The sequence below is a fragment of the Algibacter pectinivorans genome (assembly GCF_900112595.1).
GTDB classification, from domain to species: Bacteria; Bacteroidota; Bacteroidia; order Flavobacteriales; family Flavobacteriaceae; genus Algibacter_B; species Algibacter_B pectinivorans.
The window spans coordinates 23738-46819 of the sequence record NZ_FOMI01000006.1 but is presented as its reverse complement, the minus strand read 5'-3'; the positions used below and the strand labels follow the sequence as shown (position 1 = coordinate 46819).

At 33.7% G+C, this 23082-nt stretch carries 23 protein-coding genes and 1 pseudogene; 11 read left to right on the top strand and 13 right to left on the bottom strand.

Going from position 1 to position 23082, the window contains the following annotated elements:
• The 3 genes from BMY96_RS15995 to BMY96_RS10020 form a co-directional block, all read left to right on the top strand.
• The coding region (locus BMY96_RS15995) for a hypothetical protein (protein ID WP_217639594.1) at positions 1 to 960 on the top strand (960 nt) is incomplete at its 5' end.
• Between the two features lie 217 nt (positions 961 to 1177).
• Positions 1178 to 1672, top strand: a complete 495-nt coding sequence (locus BMY96_RS10025; RefSeq protein WP_092851761.1) for an RNA polymerase sigma factor — start codon at positions 1178 to 1180, stop codon at positions 1670 to 1672.
• A 4-nt stretch (positions 1673 to 1676) separates the two neighbouring features.
• Complete coding sequence (locus BMY96_RS10020) at positions 1677 to 2318, top strand: DUF8845 family protein (RefSeq protein WP_092851759.1); 642 nt, start codon at positions 1677 to 1679, stop codon at positions 2316 to 2318.
• 221 nt (positions 2319 to 2539) lie between these two features.
• Here BMY96_RS10020 and BMY96_RS10015 read toward each other — a convergent pair whose 3' ends face one another.
• The 5 genes and pseudogenes from BMY96_RS10015 to BMY96_RS09995 all read right to left on the bottom strand — a co-directional run bounded on the left by BMY96_RS10015 (position 2540) and on the right by BMY96_RS09995 (position 9199).
• Positions 2540 to 3130, bottom strand: a complete 591-nt coding sequence (locus tag BMY96_RS10015; protein ID WP_092851758.1) for a pseudouridine synthase — start codon at positions 3128 to 3130, stop codon at positions 2540 to 2542.
• Entirely contained in the window at positions 3117 to 5408 is a 2292-nt protein-coding gene (locus BMY96_RS10010; RefSeq protein ID WP_092851757.1) for a type IA DNA topoisomerase, read from the bottom strand. Before BMY96_RS10010 ends, BMY96_RS10015 begins: the two co-directional genes overlap by 14 nt.
• An 89-nt stretch (positions 5409 to 5497) precedes the next feature.
• A pseudogene (recQ, locus tag BMY96_RS10005) lies at positions 5498 to 7641 on the bottom strand (DNA helicase RecQ).
• A gap of 40 nt (positions 7642 to 7681) precedes the next feature.
• Complete coding sequence (locus BMY96_RS10000) at positions 7682 to 8479, bottom strand: lysophospholipid acyltransferase family protein (RefSeq protein ID WP_092851755.1); 798 nt, start codon at positions 8477 to 8479, stop codon at positions 7682 to 7684.
• A gap of 78 nt (positions 8480 to 8557) precedes the next feature.
• Entirely contained in the window at positions 8558 to 9199 is a 642-nt protein-coding gene (locus tag BMY96_RS09995) for an NUDIX hydrolase (protein ID WP_092851754.1), read from the bottom strand.
• Between the two features lie 5 nt (positions 9200 to 9204).
• Between BMY96_RS09995 and BMY96_RS09990 the strand changes: the two genes are divergently transcribed.
• On the top strand, positions 9205 to 9909 hold the full coding sequence (locus BMY96_RS09990; RefSeq protein WP_092851752.1) for a peptidylprolyl isomerase: 705 nt from the start codon (positions 9205 to 9207) through the stop codon (positions 9907 to 9909).
• 109 nt (positions 9910 to 10018) lie between these two features.
• On the opposite strand, the gene BMY96_RS09985 is transcribed toward BMY96_RS09990, so the two are convergent.
• Both BMY96_RS09985 and BMY96_RS09980 read right to left on the bottom strand, forming a co-directional pair.
• Entirely contained in the window at positions 10019 to 10627 is a 609-nt protein-coding gene (locus tag BMY96_RS09985; protein WP_092851750.1) for a trimeric intracellular cation channel family protein, read from the bottom strand.
• 252 nt (positions 10628 to 10879) lie between these two features.
• Positions 10880 to 11599, bottom strand: a complete 720-nt coding sequence (locus tag BMY96_RS09980) for an RDD family protein (protein ID WP_092851749.1) — start codon at positions 11597 to 11599, stop codon at positions 10880 to 10882.
• A gap of 24 nt (positions 11600 to 11623) precedes the next feature.
• Here BMY96_RS09980 and BMY96_RS09975 point away from each other — a divergent pair, with 24 nt between their 5' ends.
• From BMY96_RS09975 to BMY96_RS09950, 6 genes are read left to right on the top strand one after another with little or no spacing between them, the layout of a single operon-like run.
• Positions 11624 to 12613 (top strand): stage II sporulation protein M, encoded by a 990-nt coding sequence (locus BMY96_RS09975; protein WP_092851747.1) that lies wholly within the window; start codon positions 11624 to 11626, stop codon positions 12611 to 12613.
• A 59-nt stretch (positions 12614 to 12672) separates the two neighbouring features.
• On the top strand, positions 12673 to 13332 hold the full coding sequence (locus tag BMY96_RS09970) for a hypothetical protein (RefSeq protein WP_139205237.1): 660 nt from the start codon (positions 12673 to 12675) through the stop codon (positions 13330 to 13332).
• Positions 13332 to 14537 (top strand): DUF4350 domain-containing protein, encoded by a 1206-nt coding sequence (locus tag BMY96_RS09965; RefSeq protein ID WP_092851744.1) that lies wholly within the window; start codon positions 13332 to 13334, stop codon positions 14535 to 14537. The genes BMY96_RS09970 and BMY96_RS09965 overlap by 1 nt, the downstream gene beginning before the upstream one ends.
• 2 nt (positions 14538 to 14539) lie before the next feature.
• On the top strand, positions 14540 to 15610 hold the full coding sequence (locus tag BMY96_RS09960) for an AAA family ATPase (RefSeq protein ID WP_175473552.1): 1071 nt from the start codon (positions 14540 to 14542) through the stop codon (positions 15608 to 15610).
• 57 nt (positions 15611 to 15667) lie between these two features.
• The gene (locus tag BMY96_RS09955) at positions 15668 to 16999 is read left to right on the top strand and encodes a DUF58 domain-containing protein (RefSeq protein ID WP_092851743.1); all 1332 of its coding nucleotides are present in this window, start codon (positions 15668 to 15670) and stop codon (positions 16997 to 16999) included.
• A 55-nt stretch (positions 17000 to 17054) separates the two neighbouring features.
• Positions 17055 to 17444, top strand: a complete 390-nt coding sequence (locus BMY96_RS09950; RefSeq protein WP_092851742.1) for a hypothetical protein — start codon at positions 17055 to 17057, stop codon at positions 17442 to 17444.
• 127 nt (positions 17445 to 17571) lie between these two features.
• On the opposite strand, the gene BMY96_RS09945 is transcribed toward BMY96_RS09950, so the two are convergent.
• On the bottom strand, positions 17572 to 18054 hold the full coding sequence (locus BMY96_RS09945; RefSeq protein WP_092851740.1) for a Dps family protein: 483 nt from the start codon (positions 18052 to 18054) through the stop codon (positions 17572 to 17574).
• A gap of 102 nt (positions 18055 to 18156) precedes the next feature.
• Here BMY96_RS09945 and BMY96_RS09940 point away from each other — a divergent pair, with 102 nt between their 5' ends.
• Complete coding sequence (locus BMY96_RS09940; RefSeq protein ID WP_092851738.1) at positions 18157 to 19095, top strand: LysR substrate-binding domain-containing protein; 939 nt, start codon at positions 18157 to 18159, stop codon at positions 19093 to 19095.
• 114 nt (positions 19096 to 19209) lie between these two features.
• On the opposite strand, the gene BMY96_RS09935 is transcribed toward BMY96_RS09940, so the two are convergent.
• The 5 genes from BMY96_RS09935 to BMY96_RS09915 form a co-directional block, all read right to left on the bottom strand.
• Positions 19210 to 20214 carry a transporter family protein gene (locus tag BMY96_RS09935; RefSeq protein WP_175473551.1) on the bottom strand — a complete coding sequence of 335 codons (1005 nt, stop codon included), beginning with the start codon at positions 20212 to 20214 and terminating at the stop codon, positions 19210 to 19212.
• Positions 20192 to 21238 carry a cytochrome-c peroxidase gene (locus BMY96_RS09930; RefSeq protein WP_092851736.1) on the bottom strand — a complete coding sequence of 349 codons (1047 nt, stop codon included), beginning with the start codon at positions 21236 to 21238 and terminating at the stop codon, positions 20192 to 20194. Before BMY96_RS09930 ends, BMY96_RS09935 begins: the two co-directional genes overlap by 23 nt.
• Positions 21239 to 21363: 125 nt before the next feature.
• Positions 21364 to 22164, bottom strand: coding sequence for an MbnP family protein (locus tag BMY96_RS09925; protein WP_092851734.1), 801 nt, complete (start codon positions 22162 to 22164; stop codon positions 21364 to 21366).
• A gap of 123 nt (positions 22165 to 22287) precedes the next feature.
• On the bottom strand, positions 22288 to 22665 hold the full coding sequence (locus tag BMY96_RS09920; RefSeq protein WP_092851732.1) for a hypothetical protein: 378 nt from the start codon (positions 22663 to 22665) through the stop codon (positions 22288 to 22290).
• Positions 22666 to 22882: 217 nt separating this feature from the next.
• Positions 22883 to 23080: a hypothetical protein gene (locus BMY96_RS09915; RefSeq protein WP_092851730.1), complete on the bottom strand. Its 198-nt coding sequence runs from the start codon at positions 23078 to 23080 to the stop codon at positions 22883 to 22885.
• Positions 23081 to 23082: the final 2 nt, after the last annotated feature.

The window sequence follows — 23082 nt, the reverse complement described above, 5'->3', positions numbered from 1 at the left end:
CTAGAACTTCAAAAGCAAAAAGAAGCCGAAGAAAAAGCAGCACTGGAAGCTAAACGAAAGCTAGAACTTCAAAAGCAAAAAGAAGCTGAAGAAAAAGCGGCACTTGAAGCTAAACGAAAACTAGAATTTCAAAAGCAAAAAGAAGCTGAAGAAAAAGCGGCACTTGAAGCTAAACGAAAACTAGAATTTCAAAAGCAAAAAGAAGCCGAAGATAAAGCGACGACAAAACTTGAATCTAAAAAGGTGCTAGAGATTAAAAAACGTAGAGAATCTGCTATAAAAGCAGAACGTGCAGTGATAAGTCAACAAATTAAACAAGCAAACATAAACGACTCTATTGCGAAAGCAAGAAAAAAAGAAGCTCAAAAACTAATTGAATTAAAGAAACAAAATGATTCTATTGCAAAAATAATAGAAAAGGAAAGAAAAGAACTTGAAGCTTTAAGAAGAACTACTGCTTTAGCTCAAAATGCCTTGAATGCTCAACCAGAAGAAGAAATGAATGCAGAAGCCATGGCTTTAGCCGAAAGAATGAAATATAGAAATGAGTGTCATTATCAAATTAATGATTATGATAGATTCTATAACATAACCACCAAAAGAACTGAGGAATATAGTATATCGAATAAATTAACAGCCGAATTATACCAACAAGGTGTTAAATCAAATGTGTTTTTTAATTTATCCGAAGACTTAGGTTGCGCGTCTTACCTACCAAATCAGCGTTCTAGTTTAAAAATAACCTTAGAAAATAATCGTACAGTAACGTTCTATCATTCTTGGGATATAGAATGTGGTGATGTATTCCATTTTAAAGCCATTTTAACTAACGATCAAAAAAGCGTTCTAAAAAGTTCGCCAATTAAATCTATTGTTTTAAGAGGTACGAAAGGCACAAAAGACATTAATTTTATAGAGTATAAAGAATTTTTTATGGATAAATTAAAGTGTATCGATTAAGTTTTTATTTCTAGTCTGGTATTTGCCTGTAAAACTTAACACAATAAAAATCAAGCCGTTTAAAACAATTAACGTTTTAAACGGCTATTTTTTTTCTATCAATTAGGCTAACTTCAAAATCAATATTTATAAAAAAACACTAATCGTAAAATTAATTTTTGTTTACTTGTAACAATTTTAAGTTTTAAACTACTTATAAAGTAACTAAACCACACCATTGAATAAAGAGCTAGAACATAGTTTTGTAGAGTTGTTAGAAAAGCATCAAAATATTGTGCACAAAGTTTGCCGTTTGTACACTAATAATTACGACGCACATAACGATTTATTTCAAGAAATAACCATACAACTTTGGCGCGCATACCCAAAATTTAGGGGCGATGCAAAATTTAGTACCTGGATGTATCGCGTAGGGTTAAACACAGCAATAACGCTCTACCGGAAATCTAAACGTACCATTAATACACAAGATTACGCAGGTGTAGAATTTAAAATTAAGGCAGAAGATTATGATGATACCGAAGAACAACAGTTAAAAACCCTATATAAAGCAGTACATCAACTAAACGATATTGAAAAAGCCTTGGTCTTTCTGTATTTAGAAGACAAAGACTATAAAGAAATTAGTGAAACACTTGGTATAAGTTCCGTAAATGCACGAGTAAAAATGAATAGAATTAAAACGAAACTTAAAGCCATATTAAATCCGTAACATTATGGATGAATTAGATTTATTAAAAAAAGACTGGAATAAGGGGAACAACAATTACCCTAAGCTTTCCTATAATGATATATACAAGATGATTTTAAAGAAATCGTCCTCCATTGTAAAATGGATATTTATAATCAGTCTGCTAGAATTCGGGTTTTGGTTATCCATTTCATTTGCATTTAAAGGAAGTGTATATGCTAATAAAATAGACGAATTAAACATAAACCATATATTAATTCCAATAACTGTAATAAGTTATGCGGTATTAATCTATTTTTTCTATTTATTTTATAAAAACTACAAAAACATCTCGACTACCGATAGCTCCAAAACCCTAATGGAGAATATCTTAAAAACTAGAAGAACCGTAAAACAGTACGTTATTTTCAACCTGGCATCGCTTTTTATTGGCGCTTTTATTGGGGTTTTTTATAACTTTAATCATAATCCCGAATTTTCAAGCCAGTTAGAATTAGCCTCGGCAAACGGCGAAGTATTTAAATTTTACGCAGTTATTTTTATGGTAACCTTAGTTGTAATAGGCATTGTAATTGGAGTATTACTATTATTTTATTGGCTTATTTATGGTATTCTTTTAAAGCGTTTAAACCACAATTACAAAGAGTTAAAAAAGTTAGAATCTTAAAGTATTTGGGATGCTACTTGCCGGCAGGTTACCACACCCTTCGACTTCACTCAGGACAGGCGTTCGGGCTTGGAGCCAGTCTTGAGCAAGGTCGAAAGACTACAAATACTCGTACCTCCTTCATCGTGCTGTGGGCCTTCCACTACAATCCATAACGCGGGTAAATCTCCTTTTATCTAGAATATACGTATAGCTTCAGTAGTTCCGCTACACTTGAAATTTCACAAGTCAAACTCGGTAACCTCAATAACCTCACCAGCATCCATAGTATTTATATGAATACCTCCTACTCTAACTCGAACTAATCGCAACGTAGGAAAACCAACCACCGAAGTCATTTTTCTAACCTGCCTAAATTTACCTTCGTTTAAAGTTATAGACACCCAACTGGTTGGTCCATGTCTGTCATCTCGTATCTTTTTAGCACGTTTAGGTAACACAGGAATAGATTCTAGTTTAAAAGCTTTACACGGCTTTGTGCTATACATCTCACCTTCTACCCGAATATCTACACCTGTTTGTAATTGGGCAATAGCAGCCTCGGTAATATCGCCATCAACCTGAGCGTAATATTCCTTATCAACCTTCTGGCTGTTAATATGCGCACTCATTTTACCATTGGTTGTGAGTAGCAACAAACCTTCCGAAGCTTCGTCCAACCTACCAATCGCCATAATTCCTTCCGGAAAATCATGTAAACGTCCTAAAAATTTTTTCGATTGCTGTTTGGAGTCGTTACTCGCAAACTGACTTAAATACCCAAAGGGCTTAAAGATTATAAAATGCCTATGCTCAGTTTTATACGCTTCCATTCAAAATACTATGCACAAGCGCTTTAGTTGGTGTTTGTCCGTTCATTTTCGCTCTAACAGCATCAAAAGTAACTTTAAAATCGCAACCCGATTTATAAGCGCTACAGCCATAAGCTGTTTTCCCTTTAATAACGGTTCCTGTTTTACATTTAGGGCAAGCTAACTCATTTGGTTTAGCTTTCACCTTAGCCTGTTTAGGTTCTAACTTTAGCTTATAATTTTCATCAAAACGCACTAAACCTTCAACCGCACCTGCATCTGTTTTAAAACCTTTTAAATTAACCGTAGATCCTTTTGTAAGTAACCTTAAAAACTGTTTTTCAGATATTTTTTTATCTAAAAAGTTAAAAGGCATTACAAAATTACAGCCCGATTTATAAGCAGTACAACCATAGGCTGTTTTACCTTTAATAATTTTACCTTGCTTACATTTTGGGCAACTTTCAGCCGTAATGCCCGCACTCTTTTTGGCTTCAACCTTGGCCTCTCGCTTTTTAACTGTTGTAGCGTAAGATATGTTGGCGCGTTTTGTTTCGCTGCGTACTTCATAAACCAAAGCATCAACCATACGCTTCATATTTTTTATAAAAGCGCCAGCACTATATTCGCCCTTTTCAATATCTTTTAATTGTTTCTCCCAAGAGCCTGTTAATTCTGCCGATTTTAACAAATCATTTTTAATAGTATCAATCAACTGAATACCTGTTATAGTAGGCAACACCTGCTTTTTATTACGCTTTATATATTTTCTTCTAAAAAGTGTTTCAATAATATTAGCACGTGTAGATGGTCTACCAATACCGTTTTCCTTCATTAAATCGCGTAACTCCTCATCGTCCACCTGTTTACCAGCAGTTTCCATAGCTCGTAATAAAGAGGCCTCGGTAAATTGGTTTGGCGGCTTGGTTTCCTTTTCTAAAAAGGAGGGCTCGTGTGGCCCTTTTTCACCTTTTTCAAACGTTGGTAAAATGCCCGATTCCTTTTGTTTTTTATCGGGATCTTCAAAAACAATACGCCAGCCTTTTTCTATAATTTCTTTTCCTGTAGTTTTAAAAACCACTTTAGCCGCATGTCCTAAAACTGTTGTGTTGGACACGATACAATCATCATAAAACACGGCAATAAAACGTTTTACAATAATATCGTAAACTTGTTGTTGGTTGTATTGCAAGTTCGTTTGCATACCCGTTGGAATAATAGCATGGTGATCGGTTACTTTTTTATCATTAAAAATACGAGATGATTTCTTTATTTTTTTTCCCAATAATGGTTGGGTCAACTTTGAGTAATTAGTTAACTTTTGAAGAATTCCAGACACCTTCGGGTACACGTCACTTGGTAAAAACGTGGTATCTACTCTTGGGTAAGTAACCACCTTACGCTCGTACAAAGCTTGTACAATCTTTAAAGTTTCATCGGCCGAAAAGCCAAATTTGGTATTACAATACACTTGCAATCCTGTTAAATCGAATAATTTTGGTGCGTATTCTTTTCCTTTCTTTTTGCTAATCGATTTAATTTCAAAATCGCTTTCTTTTACCTTACTTGCTAAAGCTTCGCCATCTTCTTTTTTAAGAAAACGTCCGTCTTCATAGCTAAACAAAGTTTCTCTATACAGGGTTTGCAACTCCCAATAAGGTTGCGGTTTAAAATTTTCAATTTCCTTAAACCGGTTAACAACCATGGCTAAAGTAGGTGTTTGCACACGACCAACCGATAGCACTTGCTTGTACCCGCCATGTTTTACAGTGTATAACCTAGTGGCGTTAATACCCAAAAGCCAATCGCCAATAGATCTGGAAAAGCCTGCATAGTATAAATTATCGTAATCTTCAGAAGGTTTTAAATTATCAAAACCTTCTTTTATAGCTTCGGTAGTTAAGGATGAAATCCAAAGACGTTTTACTTCGCCTTTATAATTAGCCTCACTCATTACCCAACGCTGAATAAGCTCTCCTTCTTGTCCCGCATCCCCGCAATTTATTACAAGTTCTGCCTTGTCAAATAAACTTTTTACAATATTAAATTGCTTTTTTATCCCAGAATTTGAAGACACTTTAACTTCAAACTTTTCAGGAAGCATGGGTAAATTATTTAAATCCCAACTTTTCCAATAGGGTTTATAATCTACGGGTTCTTTTAAGGTACATAAATGTCCAAAAGTGTAAGTAACCGCATAGCCATTACCTTCATAATAGCCATCGCGCTTGGTATTTGCTCCTAATACAGTAGCAATTTCGCGGGCAACACTTGGTTTTTCGGCTATACAGACTTTCACGTATATTTTTTTTAATGAAAGGTGCAAAATATAACTTTTAGCGCCGATTTTAAAGGAGAATTGTTAGGAGTTATTAACCAAAATAAAACCTAAACCTTTTCAATAACACTTAAGGCTAATCTAATTTTAAAATAATCTAAGTCTTCATTAAAGTATTCAAAATAAGGTCTTAAAGCTTTAGGGTTATCTAATTTTTCTTTAGCCTTTTTAACGGCTTCAACTTCGCTTTTAGAAACAAAATCGAAAATATTTATAGCCTTACCAGAACTATACAATTTAGCAATATGCGAGTAAACGGTTGTTGTAGCAAGTTTCCGCTCTGTAGAAATCTCTTCAATGGAACGTCCTAATTTATATAAATCGTAAGTTACCAATGTGGTATCTCGCTTTTTAGGCTTCTTTATTTTAGACCCCAAAAAGCGGGTGATTTCTGCTATAAACTCATCACCATAGACCTCTAATTTTCGTTGCCCTACTCCACTAATATTTAAAAAATCGGCATCGCTTAACGGACGTTCGCGCTCTATTTCTTTTAATGTGGCATCACTAAACACCAAATAAGCAGGTATATCTTCTTCTTGTGCAATTTTATAACGCAATAATCGTAAACGCTCAAACAAGCTATCATCGCTCTTTTTCTGTCTTAACTTAGGCTTAGCCTGTTTTGTTCTAGTTTTCTTGCCTTTTTTGGCCGTTGCTATAAGTTCTGGAATTTCAACAGGTTTTGTTAAGGCCACTTTGGCTCCATCAAATAACACATTTTTTGAAAACTGGGTTAACTGCAAGGCATTGTTTTTATGGAAGGCAATTTCACAAAATCCCTGATTTATAAGCTGAATAATTAGATGTTGCCAATGTTTCCATGAAATCTCCTTACCAATACCAAAGGTCCTAATGTTTTGATACCCTTTTTCTATAACAGCTGCATTTTGTGACCCTCGAAGCACATCGATAATCATACCCATAGCTTCTTTTTCTTTTAACCTATAGATTGCCGAAAGTATTTTTTGAGCAATTATAGTCCCATCAAAAAACTGTGGCGGGTTATTACAAACATCGCAATTGCCACAATTTTCGGCTAATAATTCGCCAAAGTAACTTAAAAGAATTTTACGCCGGCATGTTGTAGCTTCGGCAAACTGTTTCATGCGGTCTAGCTTAGCGATCTGAACCTCTTCGTTGGCAGCGCCACTAGCAAAATTTCGCAATTGAATAACATCGGCATAGCTATGAAATAATAAGGCATGAGCCTTTAAACCATCTCGCCCACCACGACCTATTTCTTGATAGTAGCCTTCTATGTTTTTAGGCATATTATAATGCACTACCCAACGCACATTCGATTTATCAATACCCATGCCGAAAGCTACGGTTGCGCAGACAATTTGAGTTTTATCGTAAACAAAAGACTCTTGTATTTTACTTCGCTTTTCAAAATTTAAACCCGCATGATAAGCTTCGGCAGGAATGCCATTGGTTTTTAATTTTTTAGATAATTGCTCGGTTGTTTTACGACTTAAACAATATATAATTCCAGATTGATTAGGCCTACTTTTTATAAACTTGACAATTTGCGCAATTCTATCGTTAGCTACTCGTACTTCTAGAGCTATATTTTGCCTGTCGAAAGATGATATATATTGCTGTGCATGTTCAATACGTAGTTGTTTTTTAATATCATCGCGGGTTGCCTTATCGGCAGTAGCTGTTAATGCTATAAATGGTGTATTAGGAAGTGTAGATTTTAAAAAACCTAACTGCTGATATGATGGTCTAAAATCATGCCCCCATGAGGATATACAGTGCGCCTCATCGATAGCCACACACTTACATACGTTTCATTTAAAATATTTTGAAGACCTGCAAGACTTTCTGGAGCGACATAAAGTAATTTTAAACTCCCCGTAATAACACGTTCTATAATTTGGGCTTGTTCTTCTGAAGATTGACTACTATTAAAATAAGATGCAGCAATTCCATTGGCTAGTAAACCATCTACTTGATCTTTCATTAAAGCAATTAAAGGAGATATAACAATAGTTACCCCTTTAAACATAAGTGCCGGAAGCTGAAAACAAATGGATTTACCACCTCCTGTTGGCATAATAACCAAACAGTCTTTTTTATTTAAAACCGACTCAACAATTTGTTGCTGATTTAACCTAAAACTATCGTAACCAAAATAGGTTTTTAGAGTATCGAATAAGGGTGTATTAATTGTAGCTTTAGGCATGTAGGCATCCAGAAATAAAAAACATTAACAATTTAATGTTTTACCACTCTCTTTTTTTATTTAGTTCGTCTAGCGCTTCCAATTCTTTTTTTGAAATCACCTTTAAAAATGAAGGATGTTGCTCTATAGCGTATTCTATTTTTTTTACAATATCATCAAAAGATTCATTCTCATAGTCAATTTCTAGAGGCTTCTTAATTTCAAAAGATTGTAGGATGTTTTTCTTTTTAATTCGCAACCCTTTTTTATCAAAAGACCTTCTAAAACCATCAATAACTATAGGAACTACAATAGGTTGGTATTTTTTAATAATATGAGCAGTACCTTTTCTTACTGGCTTAAACGGTGTGGTTGTACCTTGCGGAAACGTGATAACCCAACCATCATCAAGCGCTTTTCCTATATTAGAAATATCGCTCATTTTTACCTGGCGTTTTACGTCTTTACCTTCAGATCGCCATGTGCGCTCAATACTTATAGACCCCATATAAGCCAATATTTTAGGCAATAACCCTGCTTTCATGGTTTCTTTAGCAGCAACGTAATAAATATTTAATTTAGGATTCCAGATATAACCCAAATTTTTAATGGAGTCTGTACGACCGCTTAAACTTGCGTTAAATACATGAAACATAGATACAACATCGGCAAAATACGTTTGATGGTTTGAAATAAACAAAACATTAGAATCTGGTAAATCTTTAATAATTTCAGACCCTTCGATTTGCAACTCATTAAATCCTCTAAAACGCCTGTGTGTTAAAGCGCCAAAGATTCGAATAAGCCATTTCTTTAAAAACAATATATGTCCGAATGGATTTTTTTTAAATAATCCCATAAATCTTGCTTCAGGTTTTGTTAGTAAGTTACTTAAATTAAATAATATTCTGTGTGCAAATGTAATAAAACTAGAATACTAGAAAAGTTGTTTTAGCAAGTCTTTAATTTCACTAAGCATCATGGCGGTTGCGCCCCAAACTATATAATCGTTTAATTTAAAAGCAGGCACCTCTACTTCAACACTATAAGAGGTCTTTACTTTTTTTAACACTAATGCGCGCTCATCTAAAAAATGTTCTAAATCCACCTCTATTACAGCCTCAACTTCGTCGTCTTGCTTAACAAATTGCGGTGTGTTTGTGGTAATTCCAATAAAAGGATGCACATAAAAATTACTTGGTGGAATATATACCTGAGATATTTTCTTTACAATTTTAACAGTTTCAGTGGGTACACCAACCTCCTCGAGCGCTTCCCTTAAAGCTGTATCTTGCAATGTTGCATCTTCCTTTTCTAATTTACCTCCAGGAAATGCTATTTGAGCCGAATGCACACCTTTGTAGGTGTTTCTTAATATTAAAACGAATTTAGTATTTTCGAATTTATCAGGATAAAATAAAGCCAATACCCCCGCTTGTTTAGCCTTTTTAATTGCTTTTCCTTGTTCTTTTAAAACCTCCTGCCTAAACTCCGGCACCATTTTAAAGTGAGAAGCTTCGGCTGGTAGCGGTATATTTTTTATTTTTGAAACTGATTTTAAAAATTCTTCAAACCTCATAGTCTATGCGCGCCGTATTATTTTTCTGTTTTTTTGCTTTTTTTCTGAATTGTGAAGATAAACAAACTAAAAAGAAAAATACACCTAAAACCGAGGTTGAAAAACCAATTAAGAAAACCGTTGAAAAAGATACAAACCAAGAACCAGAGCGCGAATTTCCTAAGTTAAATTCTAGAAGTGCTATGGAGTTCTTTTTGGAGTACGATAAACACCATAAAGAAAATAAAGTACGGCTAACAACAGGTTTTGGAGAGATTGATATCCTGTTATACAACGAAACCAAGTTTCATAGGTCTAATTTTATTTGGCTAACAAAACAAGGCTATTTTAACGACACGCAGTTTTATAGAGTTATAGATAATTTTATGATTCAAGGCGGAAATAGCGACGATGTTAAAACGGCTAGAAAGCGTGGCTATATTGGAAAATACTTGCTACCACCAGACACTAAACGTGGTTTTAAACACGACCGTGGTGTTATTTCTATGCCTAGTAGCGATATTAGAAACCCACATAAACTAGCCTCGCCTTACGAGTTTTTTATTGTATGCCAAAAAGGGGGCGCTCACTTTTTAGACGGCGATTACACTATTTTTGGACACGTTACCCGTGGTATGAATGTGGTTGATAAAATTGCAGCCGTTGAAACCGACGATGGCGATTGGCCAGCACAAAACATTTATATTAAAAAAGTGGAAATTATTGATTGAGGGAAGGGTGAAGACCGAAGACGGGAGATGATAGTTTGAAGTGTGAGGTTGAAAGATTGGAGATACCTAACATTTGTTATTTAATTTTGCTAAAAGCACTACTAAACAATCACACTTTATCGGAATAAATTCTAGGCAATGCTATTTTAAATTTAACGGCCAGCAGCCTTGTTACGATAACTACAATTCCGGCAATAACAAAAACATAATTGTATTGTATTGGAAATTCGCGCAACGCAAAATACGTAACACCTCCCAAAATACAGGCTGTGGCATAAATTTCCTTTCTAAAAATTACAGGTATTTCATTACAAAGTATATCGCGAATTACACCTCCAAAACTAGCTGTCATGGTCCCTAAAGCAATACAAATTATAGGGTGCAACTCTGAGTTAAGACCTTTTTCTATACCCACAACAGTGTATAAACCTATACCAATAGTATCAAACAAAAACAGAGAGGTTCTTAAATAATTAATTTTACTTCTTAACAGAATGGCAAACACCGAAGCCCCTAAAATAACATAAGTATATGTAATGTCTTTCATCCAACCAACAGGCGTGTTTCCAATGAGCAAATCGCGTAATGTACCACCTCCTACTGCCGTAACAAAGGCAATAATAAGAATACCAAATAAGTCCATACGCTTATTAATAGCTATTAACACGCCCGAAATAGCAAAAGCTATAGTTCCTAAAATATCTATGGTATAAAACATTTATTTGTATGAGATGTAAAATTTTATTTCTACTTAAAAATATTAATTATAGTTACTGTTTGCGTTAGGGATTGAGGCATTTGTTGAAGCTCTTTTTGTGTTGTTGCACATATGCAACACAAAAAAGCGACTGACGAAAGCCCGACCCGTGTGGTAACGCCCTAAAAATGAATTTAGTATTCTTATTATTAGATCCGGAGACTATGCTCGGGATGCGTGATTCGGACACTTTAAAAAAAAGTAGTTCACTAACTACATGCTCTGAGTATAAAAACTATAATCCTTTAAAATAACATCGATAAACTCAACGTCGTTGCTCTGGATTACAGTTTTTATACCTACTACTTCTATAATTTTTTGACGTAATTTAATTAGCGTTTGATAATCGCGAGCAACTCGGGCTACCTGAAAGGTTTCTTTTATTATTCGGGCGTCGTTATCGGACAATTTAATTACGTTGGGGTACGTAGGCTTGTAATTATCTTTTAAATTTTCGAGAATAGTATGACTAATATTTACATTGTTTTTTAATGCTATTACTGCTGTTCCGGCAGCCATATCGCCTATACGTTGCCCCTTTTTATTAAAAAGCATAACGAAAAAACCGAGTCCGAAAATATAAACATCTACAATTCTAAAAAACCAGCGTACTACGTAATCTGAAAATGAGGCTTGATACCCATCTATTTTTACGACTCTTATTTTTAATATGCGCTTGCCAATGGTCTGGCCTTGCAAAACAGACTCTAACACCAAAGTATAGAGCATTACAGGGAAACTAAGCACGGTATTTATGGCTATTTGCGACCATTGATCCATATTATCGAAGGCTCCAAAAGTCCAATTTAAAACCAACATATAGCCAATTTTAATAGCCGTATCTATTACAAAAGCTAATAAACGCTCGCCAGCTCCTGCGGCATTGAACGTTATTTTTACATTTTGAGTCGTGTTAATTTGTAACTCTGACATTTTATATTTTAATTTATCAAATATATGAGAGAAGTTGCATTTATCAAGCAAAATAAGGAAAAATGGTTGAGTTTCGAAAAAGCAATCGTTAATAATGATTTTGACAATCCCGATGAATTGGCTTCGCAATACATTCATGTTATTAACGATTTGGCTTACGCACAAACCTACTACCCTAAAAGTAAGGTTATTGCGTATTTAAATCAGCTATCGGCAAACGCTTATCAGAAAATTTACAAAACAAAAAGTACAGATACCAATAGAATTATTGAGTTTTGGAAAACCGAGGTGCCTTTAATTTGCTACCAATACCGAAAATTTATTTACATCGCTTTTATTATTTTTTCTGTATTTACCTTTATTGGAGCTATTTCGGCTGCCAACGATGGGGAATTTGTACGTTCCGTTTTGGGTGATAACTATGTAAATATGTCGTTAGAAAATATTGAAGCCGGCGATCCTGTAGCGGTATATAAAAGTGGGAGCAATTGGGGCAGTTTTATTGGCATAACCATAAACAATTTAAGAGTTGGCATTATCGCCTTTGTTTTAGGCGTATTTTTAGGCATTGGTACCCTTTATATTATGTTTAAAAACTGCATTATGTTAGGCTCCTTCCAATATTTCTTTTACGATAAAGGTGTGCTTTGGGAAAGTGTTCGAGGTATATGGATACATGGCGCCATGGAAATTTTTGCAATTGTAATTGAGTGTGCTGCAGGTTTAATTTTGGGTGCAAGTATTTTATTTCCGGCAACACATTCTAGATACACTTCTTTTAAACTGGGAGCCAAAACTGGTATTAAAATTTTAATTAGCACCTTTCCTTTTACTTTTGCTGCTGGTTTTTTAGAGGGATTTATTACCCGCTACTCTAACATTATGCCGCATTGGTTATCGGTTGCTATTATTTTAATTACGCTTAGTATTATTAGTTATTACTATTTAATTTATCCGTTTAAAATACAAAAACAAATTACTACAACCCCCAATTTAAGTCTTTCGCATATTTGAAAACAAAGCACCTACATATCTTTCTTTTTTTATGTCTTGTAGCCTGTGTGTTTAAACCTTTGTATGCACTACCAATACAAACACCACAACAAATAAGAACTTTTGATGAAGACTTTAAATCCCGTTACACTCGTAGTAAATATAATTACGAAGGGGATGAAATAGTCTCGAAAACACCAACAGGCTCTGGCAAATATGAAGATTATAAAAACGGCGAAGTAAAAAGAGAAGAACAAAATAACACAAATACTTTTAGCTTAAATCTGGGGCCGCTTTCTTGGTTGTTTTACTTAGCCATTGCGCTTGCTGTAATATTTTTAGTTTACATTTTACTTAACGAAGGTGGAACTGGTTTATTTACATCAAACCGAAATAAAGCCATTAATACCTACAGCGAAATAACGGCCGAAAATATTGAAAACGCCGATATTAACACCTTAATTAAACATGCTGAAAACGAAAAGGATTACCGTTTAGCTATTCGGTATTATTACCTATTAGTTTTAAAAACACTAAGCCTAAAAAACCACATAAAATTTGAAGACGATAAAACTAACAACGAATATTTAAACGAGGTAAGCAACCAACCTTTTAGCAAAGATTTTGAGTACACCTCGTATTTGTACAATTACATTTGGTATGGCGAATTCCCGCTAAACCTAGACAAATACAATAAGGCTAAAGGAAATTTTTCTAACTTTTTAAAACAGGTAAATTAATGAAAAAGACATTGCCTGTTATACTTATTATCGTGGTGCTAATTATTACAGCATCGGTTGTTATTGGTGTAAAACGTACCAAAGTGGTGGATTGGGAAGAGTCTTTCGATGAAAAAAGCAACAAACCCTACGGTGTTAGCGTACTTTACAAAGAGCTTCCTAAACTATTTAAAGATTACAAAGTAAGAACAGTTTACCACCAGCCATCGAGTTACTTAAGTGCCAATTCTGAAGATGGCTATGGCGAACATGTAGCCCAAGGAAACTATATTATTATTGGAAATTCTGATTATTTAGAAGACGACTCTATTGATGAGTTACTAAGTTTTGTTGATGCCGGTAACACCCTGTTTCTTTCGGATTATTACTTCCCTCAAAAACTTCACGACACCCTAGAGGTTAGTGTTAAATACATTGACAACGAAAAAGATAGCATTTCATTTTTATCCTTAAAACACTTAAACATACCGGCGATAACGCTCGATAGAAATGTAAGCGATCAATATTTTTCCGATTTCGATTCTATAAATCACTCCGTGTTAGGATTTTCTAAAATAGATTACAAGCACCCTAACTTTTTACAGGTGCCCTTTGGGGATGGCACTATTTATTTGCATTTAGAGCCTAAAATATTTACCAATTATCATCTTTTAAAAGAAGACCGCTACCAATATATTGAAGGTGCACTATCCTATTTACCAGATAATAACGTCTATTTCGATTCCTACACCAAAATACAAACAGGTTACGATGGCGATGTTGAGCAGGAATCGAATCTGGGTTGGTTTTTAGAGCAATTATCCTTTAGATGGGCGTGGTTTACGGCTATCGTATTTGGTATATTGTTTATGATTTTTAACGCAAAACGGAGACAGCGTATTATTAAAATAGTTAAACCGTTGCAAAACACGACGGTAGCCTTTGTTAAAACGGTATCCAATTTATACTTTGACACTAAAGACCACAAAAATTTAATCGATAAAAAAATAACGTACTTTTTAGAAAAAATTCGTCGCGATTTAAATTTAAACACCGATGTTTTAGACGAGCAATTCACCGAAAAACTAGCTACTAAAACCGGAAAAAAATTAGACGACATTAAAAAGCTGGTAAACTATATTAATTTAATGCGATCTAAAAATGAGTTTTTTGAAGAAAATTTAATAAAGCTCAACAGACATATTGAAGCATTTTACACCAAATAATTATGGACGAGAATAACGAACAATTAGAACCACAAAATACACCAATTCAGCCAGAAGATGCATTATCATCCATTGATAGTAGTGCGTTGAACACTAACGAAGATTTAACATTTAAAAACCGCTTAGATTTATCGGAGCTTCAAGAAAGTGTTGAAAAAATAAAGCTAGAGGTGGGTAAAATTATAGTTGGCCAAAAAGATATGGTAGATATGCTTATTGCATCGTTACTAGCCAAAGGACACGCACTTATAGAAGGTGTTCCTGGTGTTGCAAAAACGGTAACAGCCAAATTATTAGCAAAGTCTTTAAGCGTTGGGTTTAGCAGAATACAATTTACGCCAGATTTAATGCCAAGTGATATTTTAGGAACTTCGGTTTTTAACCTTAAAGATTCGGAATTCGAATTTAAAAAAGGTCCTATTTTCTCTAACATGATTCTTATTGACGAAATTAATAGAGCACCTGCAAAAACTCAAGCCGCCTTATTTGAGGTTATGGAAGAGCAGCAAATTACTATTGATGGTAATAAATTTAATTTAGATTCGCCTTTTATGGTTTTAGCAACACAAAACCCAGTAGAACAGGAAGGTACTTATAGATTACCCGAAGCTCAACTAGATCGTTTTTTATTTAAAATAGATGTTGACTATCCTAATTTAGAAGAGGAAATTGAAATTTTATCGCGCGAGCACGCCTTAAGAGATGATGTTAAAACCGATAAAATAGAATCTTTTTTAACGGCTAATCAAATAACAGAATATCAAAATTTAGTATCTCAAGTTTTGGTTGAAACGCATTTACTAAAATACATTGCACAACTCATTGTAGCCACACGAAGCAATCAGTTTTTGTATTTAGGTGCTTCCCCTAGAGCATCTATAGCCATTTTAAAATCGAGCAAAGCATTTGCAGCCATGAGCGGCAGAGACTTTGTTACACCAGAGGATATTAAACGTGCCGCCATTCCTGTTTTACATCACAGAGTTATTGTAACGCCAGAGCGCGAAATGGAAGGCGTTTCTAGCAAACAAATTATTAAGCAAATTATTGAAACGGTTGAGATACCGCGTTAATAGTGTTCAGTGGCAATCGCAGTTTTCAGTCTTACTAAAACGTAACAACTAACAACTTTGAAACTTTTCAAACCCTTCTACATACAACCGCGTTTTTTCTATACTGGCATTGCCATTGTGGTTTTGTTTGCCTTAAGTTATTTTATTCCTGTGTTGTTTAATGTTGCGCAACTATCTATTTTAGTTTTAATCCTACTTTTTATCGTAGATTTTCTAATTGTTTTCATGGGTAAACATAAAATTGATGCTACAAGAAATCTACCTGATAAATTTTCAAATGGCGATAAAAACCAAATTCATATTGATATTACTAACAATTACCCGTTTACCATTTATCTTGAAGTTATAGATGAAGTGCCCGAGCAATTTCAAATAAGAGATTTTAAAATTAAAGAATCTGTAACTTCTCGTAAAACAAGAAGCATTCAGTATCATTTAAAACCAACCGAACGCGGCGAATATTATTTTGGCGATTTAAATGTTTATGCATCATCTGTTTTAAATTTAGTGGCTAAACGCTTCACTTTTAATGGCGGTACCATGGTACCAACCTACCCAAGCTTTAAGCAGTTAAAAAAGTTCGAGCTTTTAAACATCAATAAAAACGCGTTAGAATATGGCTTAAAAAAAGTACGCCGTTTGGGGCATTCTATGGAGTTCGAGCAAATTAAAGATTACGTTTTAGGCGACGATTTACGCACCATTAACTGGAAAGCTACGGCCAAGAAAAACCAGCTAATGGTAAATCAGTTTCAAGACGAAAAATCGCAACCCGTTTATTCCATTATCGACAAAGGCCGTATTATGAAAATGCCTTTTAACGGCTTAAGTCTTCTAGATTATGCCATTAATGCGACCTTAGTAATGAGCAATGTGGTTTTAAAAAAGCATGATAAGGCCGGTATGTTGTCGTTCTCTAAACGTATTGAAAATGTTGTAGTTGCCGAGAGGCGTAGTTCGCAAATGCAACTCATACTAGAAGCGCTTTACAACGTAAAAACCGATTTTTTTGAAAGCGATTTTAGCCGCTTGTACGCGAGTATAAAACGCCATATTACCCAACGCAGTCTTATTTTAATGTACACCAATTTTGAAACTTTAGATGGTTTAGAGCGTCAACTACCCTACTTAAAAGCCATTTCAAAAAATCATTTATTAGTGGTTGTGTTTTTTAAAAACACCGAACTTAATAACCTAATAAACAACAAAGCCGAAACTATCGAGCAAGTTTACGATAAGGTTATTGCCGAAAAATTTGCCTTCGAAAAACGCCTTATTGTAACCGAGTTAAAAAAATATGGCATTTATTCCATTTTAACCACTCCAGAAAATTTAACCATAGACACCATTAATAAATATTTAGAAATTAAGGCTCGTGGTTTATTATAAAATATTTAATGCTATTTTTGAGGCTTCAAAACAATATTTTATTAAACCTTAGTTTATGCCATATCAAGAAACCTTTATTGAATTCTGGGAACAAGTAAAAGAAAGTTACCAAGAAGGTCGTTTTGCCAAATTAACCTTGGCTAAAACCATTGGCAAACCTAACTTAAAAAACATATTTGTTAGACCATTGTCTTCCGGTAAAGACCTAAAAGTTTTAGTAAAATTACGTTACCAATCTAGAGATACAGAGGATGAGGAAAGCGAACTTACATTAGATGAAGCTTTCACGTTTTTAAAACCCTACCTTAAAACCCATTTTTGGTCTGTGCTTTTATTTACAACAACTAAAGATGTGACTTTAAAAATCAATAAAAAAGGCATAGGAAAAATTACCGAAAACGCACCTACATTTCAAAATGTTATAATTGCAGAAAGCGGTTTTTAATAAATTTTAAAAAACTGTTAATTAATAATACAAATTATTGCCATTTTTTATAAAAAAGCGACCTTAAAATAAGATCGCTTTAATAGCTAGTAATCAAAGTTGTAAATTGTAAAAACCAACTATATAGTTAGACGGTTTCATTTAACCAAGCTTTCATCATCCAAACAGTTTTTTCTTGCTCGGTAATAAAATCACTCATCATAGAGTTTGTTCCTTCGTCGTTCGCTTCTCCTGCTTTATCTAAAATAGCTCTTTCAATACTTAAAAGTTCTGTTAGCGATTCTACTATTAATCGCACGGCTTTTTCATCTTCCGAAATATTTTTTCCTACCGGAACTCTTGCCTTGGCCGAATAATCTTCGAAAGTATGTAAAGGCGTTTCTCCTAAAGTTAATATACGTTCGGCAATTTCATCTACTTTCATATTTGCATCGGTGTACAACTCCTCAAATTTAACGTGTAAATCAAAAAATCGTTTTCCTTTTATATTCCAGTGAATCCCTCTTAAATTCTGATAATAAATTTGGAAGTTAGCCAATAAGCTATTTAAATCTTCAGCTAGAGCCTTTGTCTTGCCACTATCTAAACCAATACTATTTAATGTTGTCATAATCTTTGTTATTTTCTTACAACAAATTTAATTTATAATTAACAGCTATTTCAATAAGTTTTATTGATACTTTTTATATTTTTATAGCCTAAATTGATACCAATGACTATTACCCAATTGTACTATGTTTTGGCTGTTGCCGAAAATCAAAACTTTACTAAAGCTGCCGAAAAATGCTTTGTTACACAACCTACGTTAAGTATGCAAATTCAAAAGCTTGAAGACCAACTGGATGTTTTAATTTTCGACCGAAGCAAAAAACCTATAGAGCTCACAGATGTTGGAAAAAAAATAGTAACGCAAGCTAGAAATATTGTTAATGAATCTTACCGAATTCAAGATATTGTAGATCAGCAAAAAGGGTTTATAGGTGGTGAATTTAAAATAGGTATTATACCTACGGTTATGCCTACACTTCTGCCCATGTTTTTAAGAAACTTTATTAAAAAGCACCCTAAAGTAAAGCTTAAAATTGAAGAATTAACAACCGAAGAAATTATGGCGCGAATTAAAGATGGCCATTTAGATGCTGCGATTGCCGCAACACCTTTGGAAGACGAAAATATAAAAGAACGCGTACTATATTTTGAACCTTTTGTAAATTATATACCTAAAAACCATCGTCTACATAAAAATAAAACTATAGATATTGCAGACTTAGATGTAGATGATATGTTATTGTTAGAAGATGGCCACTGTTTTAGAGATGGCGTAATAAACCTATGTAAAGTATTTAAAAGCCAAACCGAAGAAACTTTTCAATTAGAAAGTGGAAGTATAGAGACCTTAATACGTCTCTCTAACGAAGGACTAGGCATGACGCTGCTTCCCTATTTACATACCTTAGAAATTAGCGAAAAAGAAAAAGAAAATCTACGTTACTTTAATGAGCCAACACCAGCACGAGAAGTCAGCTTAATTTACCACAAAAGCGGCTTAAAAATGCAAATTATTGAAGCCTTACAAGATGTTATTTCGGGAGTGGTACGTGGCGCGATTGCTTTTCAGAATGTAAAAATTATTAGCCCCTTGCCTAAGTAAAATATTCTAATTACCATTTCTTATAAAGCAAAAAAAAGATTCACAATAACACTAATTAATTGCGAATCTTTTTTTGCTATAGGCTTACTTGTTTTTTATTATACAACTAATACATTATAATGCAAAGTTTACATAAATTGAAAAGCGGTTTTTAGATTTCACATTACCGCCAAATAAATTTTGACTTAAAGGTAATGTGTAATTAGTTCCAAAAATAAATTTCTCGATAGCAACCTCAGAACCTATTGTACCGCTTAATATCTTTCCATCGGTATCGGCCAAGGTTTCGTTGTATTGCGTAATTTTATCATAAACATCTCCCGAAAAACCTATAAATGGCATAATATTATAATTTTTTTTTGAAAATGCAGTGAAAAAATTTGTCGAATAGCTAAACTGATTTCCAAATTGATAATCGTTTTTATTTTCACCTTTTAAGTAATATGTCATTAACGTATTAACGCCAAACTTATTACTTCCATAATTATATCCAATAGCAAAAACACCATCAACACTGCCTGTACCAACCTGAAAACCAGGATTAACATTATCTGCCAATGCTTCTTCAAACTTACCGGTTGGCAGTTTTACACCAACGCCAAATTGTAATGAGTGTCCAGATGCCATACGTTCTGTACTAAAAGTTAAAGAGTCACTTTCTTTTTTATAAAATTGCAATTTATACCACCCCATTATACTACTATCTCCTAAGCCATTTAAATTCTCTTTATACCCATTTTCATATGCTCTGTTTAAATCTTGATAAGGTACATTTAAACTTAAATAAAAAACATCGTTAATAGGTAATTGCGCCCATAATTGATACGTATTAAAAGTTTCTTTAGTTGTTGGGGAATTAGAAAAAATACCGTCTTTAGACTCAAAACTTTGATAGATATAACGAATACCAACAAAATTAGAATTACTAAGCGTGCCAAAACCAAAGCTTCCAGAACTTGTAGAACACCCACACAAATCGCACGTTACTCCAAAAGGCTCAAAAACATGCTTATAGGTATCAAACGGCGGGTCTATTTCGGTAGCCTTAATAGCATGAATATTCATTATAAAAGCAATTACAAATAGGCTTATTTTGTTAAAATTCTGAGAATCTTTCATCTGTTAAAAATTCGTTATCTGTTAAAGTATAAAGAAATGCAATTATGCTTTCTTTTTCGTAGGTGGAGAGTGTAATTCCTAAAGTACCATCTTCTCTTTTAAATAGTTCATCTACATTACCATTATCGGTCATACCTGAATCGTAAAAATTTAAAACAGCTTCTAGACTAGAAAAACGACCATCATGCATGTATGGTAATGATAGCGCTACGTTGCGCAAACTTGGCACCTTAAATTTGTATAAATCCTTGGGGTTTTCAAAAATATTATAACGCCCTTTATCATTTAGTTTTGGATTTATTGACAAACCATTGTTACGATAACTATGATCTGTAAACAAATCGGTAGCATGACAAGTTGCACATTTATTTTTAAAATTATTTAAACCATTTAATTCAATTTCGGTTAGTTCGCCTCCGTCTTCGTTACGTACGTATTTATCATATTTTGAATTAGAGGAAACCATCATAACCATAAATTGCGAAAGCGCCTTTAATAAATTTTCGCTATTTATTTCGCCATCTTCAAAGGCTTTTGGAAACTGCTTTCTATAATACGTATCGGCATTAAGCTTATTTAATACGTTACCTAAGGTTTCCCCCATTTCAACCTCGCTCGTTAAAGGAATAATTGGTTGAAAATCCAAATGTGTTGCCGCACCATCCCACATAAACTCAGATTGATAGGCTAAATTTTGCATGGGTTGTGCATTACGCGTACCAATACCTCCGTTAACGCCATGGCTTACCGTATGCTCATGATGGGTAAAAGCGAAGGCTTGCTCATGACAAAACGCACAAGGAATAGCATCGTTTGCCGATAATTTACCATCGTAAAACAACTTTTTACCTAGTTCGAAACCAGCTTGTGTTACTGGATTAGCATCTAAATTATAAACTATTTCCGGGAAATTATCTGGTTGCTCTACATTTAGGTAAACAGGTACATAATCATTGGTATAAGATGATTTAGAACAGGACATTACATAAAGAGCTACTAGTATTATAAAAACTAATTTTTTCATTTTAATAAACGTTAAACCAAAGACCTAATAACTGGTGCTTTGGTATTAAAAAAGACATTTATTTATTTGTAAAAACAAATAAGTTTCCTCGATATTAGTTATCGAGGAAACTAGCCTGTAATAAATTAGTCGTTATGTACGTGGTGTACAGAAAATATACCACTCATGTTTGTTGCTATAACTCCGGTTGTAATTTCATCGGTATGTACTTGGGCATAACCAGCATCGAAACTCACAGAGGTTAAGCCATCGAAAACCTGAGCTATATCTGCTTTAATATGTACAGAGGGCTCTTTAGCTTCTCTTACCAACACCTCGTTTGGAAAAGCTAAAGTAGTTTCTTTGTAGTTGTCTACAGAAGTACCAACGCTACCCATATGTATATTTAATGCGGCATTAGTTTTGGTTGGCGATGAATAAGTTCCATCTAGTCGCATAAATCTATATCCAGTTGCCCAAGACCACATCATGCCTTCATCTTGTGCGGTGGTTAAAAAATCGCCTTGACCATCTGCTCCTGAGGCATAGCGCTCTTGATCTACTCCAATTCCAAAGGTAACATGTGTATAATTTGCTGCATCTATATTGTTTAAAGTAATATATATTTCGCCTGCAGCATTTCCATTTGCTTCACTTACAATAAAAATATTTTCCTCTTCTGGGTATGTGTAAGTGTTACCTTGGTTATCTGTTAACCTTACATTAGATATTAAGTATTTTAAAGTTTCTAGTTGATATGTTTCACCTTTAAAATTGGTATATGTTGTACCAAAAATAAAGTCTTGATTGCCTATTCCGTTATCGAATTTAAGTATTAAACTACCTGTTTGTCCTGTTAAATCCTCCATCGTATCATGGTCGTCTGATGAACAAGAAGCAATAAATATAGATAATAAAAGTCCTAATGTATATTTTAAAATTTTCATTAATTATGGTATAAAGTTATAACAGCCCAATCGTCTTTAATTTAATGACGGCTGCTAAATTGTTAAAATATTGATTTTTAATAATAATGTTTAAGGCTGGCTAGCCTGTTTTAAGAAATCAATTTACACCATAGGTGGGCGAAAATGGTTATGCTCGTAGAGATAGGCATAACTGTTATTACATAATGAATTTACTTTTTTATTTAAAGAGATTTTGACTTCCTTATATTTGAAGTTTTCGTATTCTTGAAAGTATAAACCAAACAAATATTCGTTTAACAAGACTAAAGTTTTATTATCTTCTTGCGAGTTTGTATCCGTTTGTAATTGTTGAGATAAATGACATTTACCATTACAAGCAAGTTCCACTTTTTCTTTATTTACACAGAACATTTCGGTAATATATTCCACATTTATTTCGTAATATGCTAAATAACCAAGGTTATATATTGGCTTTATAACAAAAGCTATAAGTAATATAAAAACTAAAGTCCTTTTCAAAATAACTATTATAGTTAGTACAAATGTAAAAAGATTAAATTATTTAATAATAAAAATTAGGCTTAATGTAAAACTTTAACACTTTTCTACCTTAAATCTTATAGTTTTAATCACTTACAATAAGATTCTGTTTTTTGGTTTAAAATCCATTTACATAATTTTGATGCACCAATGCAACTTATCCAAAAAAAAAGCGACCGTTTGGTCGCTTTATAAATTAATGGTCTAATAAAACCATACATTGATTTAATTCTGGGTTTTGCAATACCAGAGAATGAATATAAATTTTAAGCTCTTCAATCTCATAAGGCAACAATCTATTTAATGCCTTTTGTACTTCTTTGCAAAACAACGACGCATCAAAACTAACTTTATTAAGTATCGTTTTGGTGTAATCTAGCATTGCTCTTGCCATGA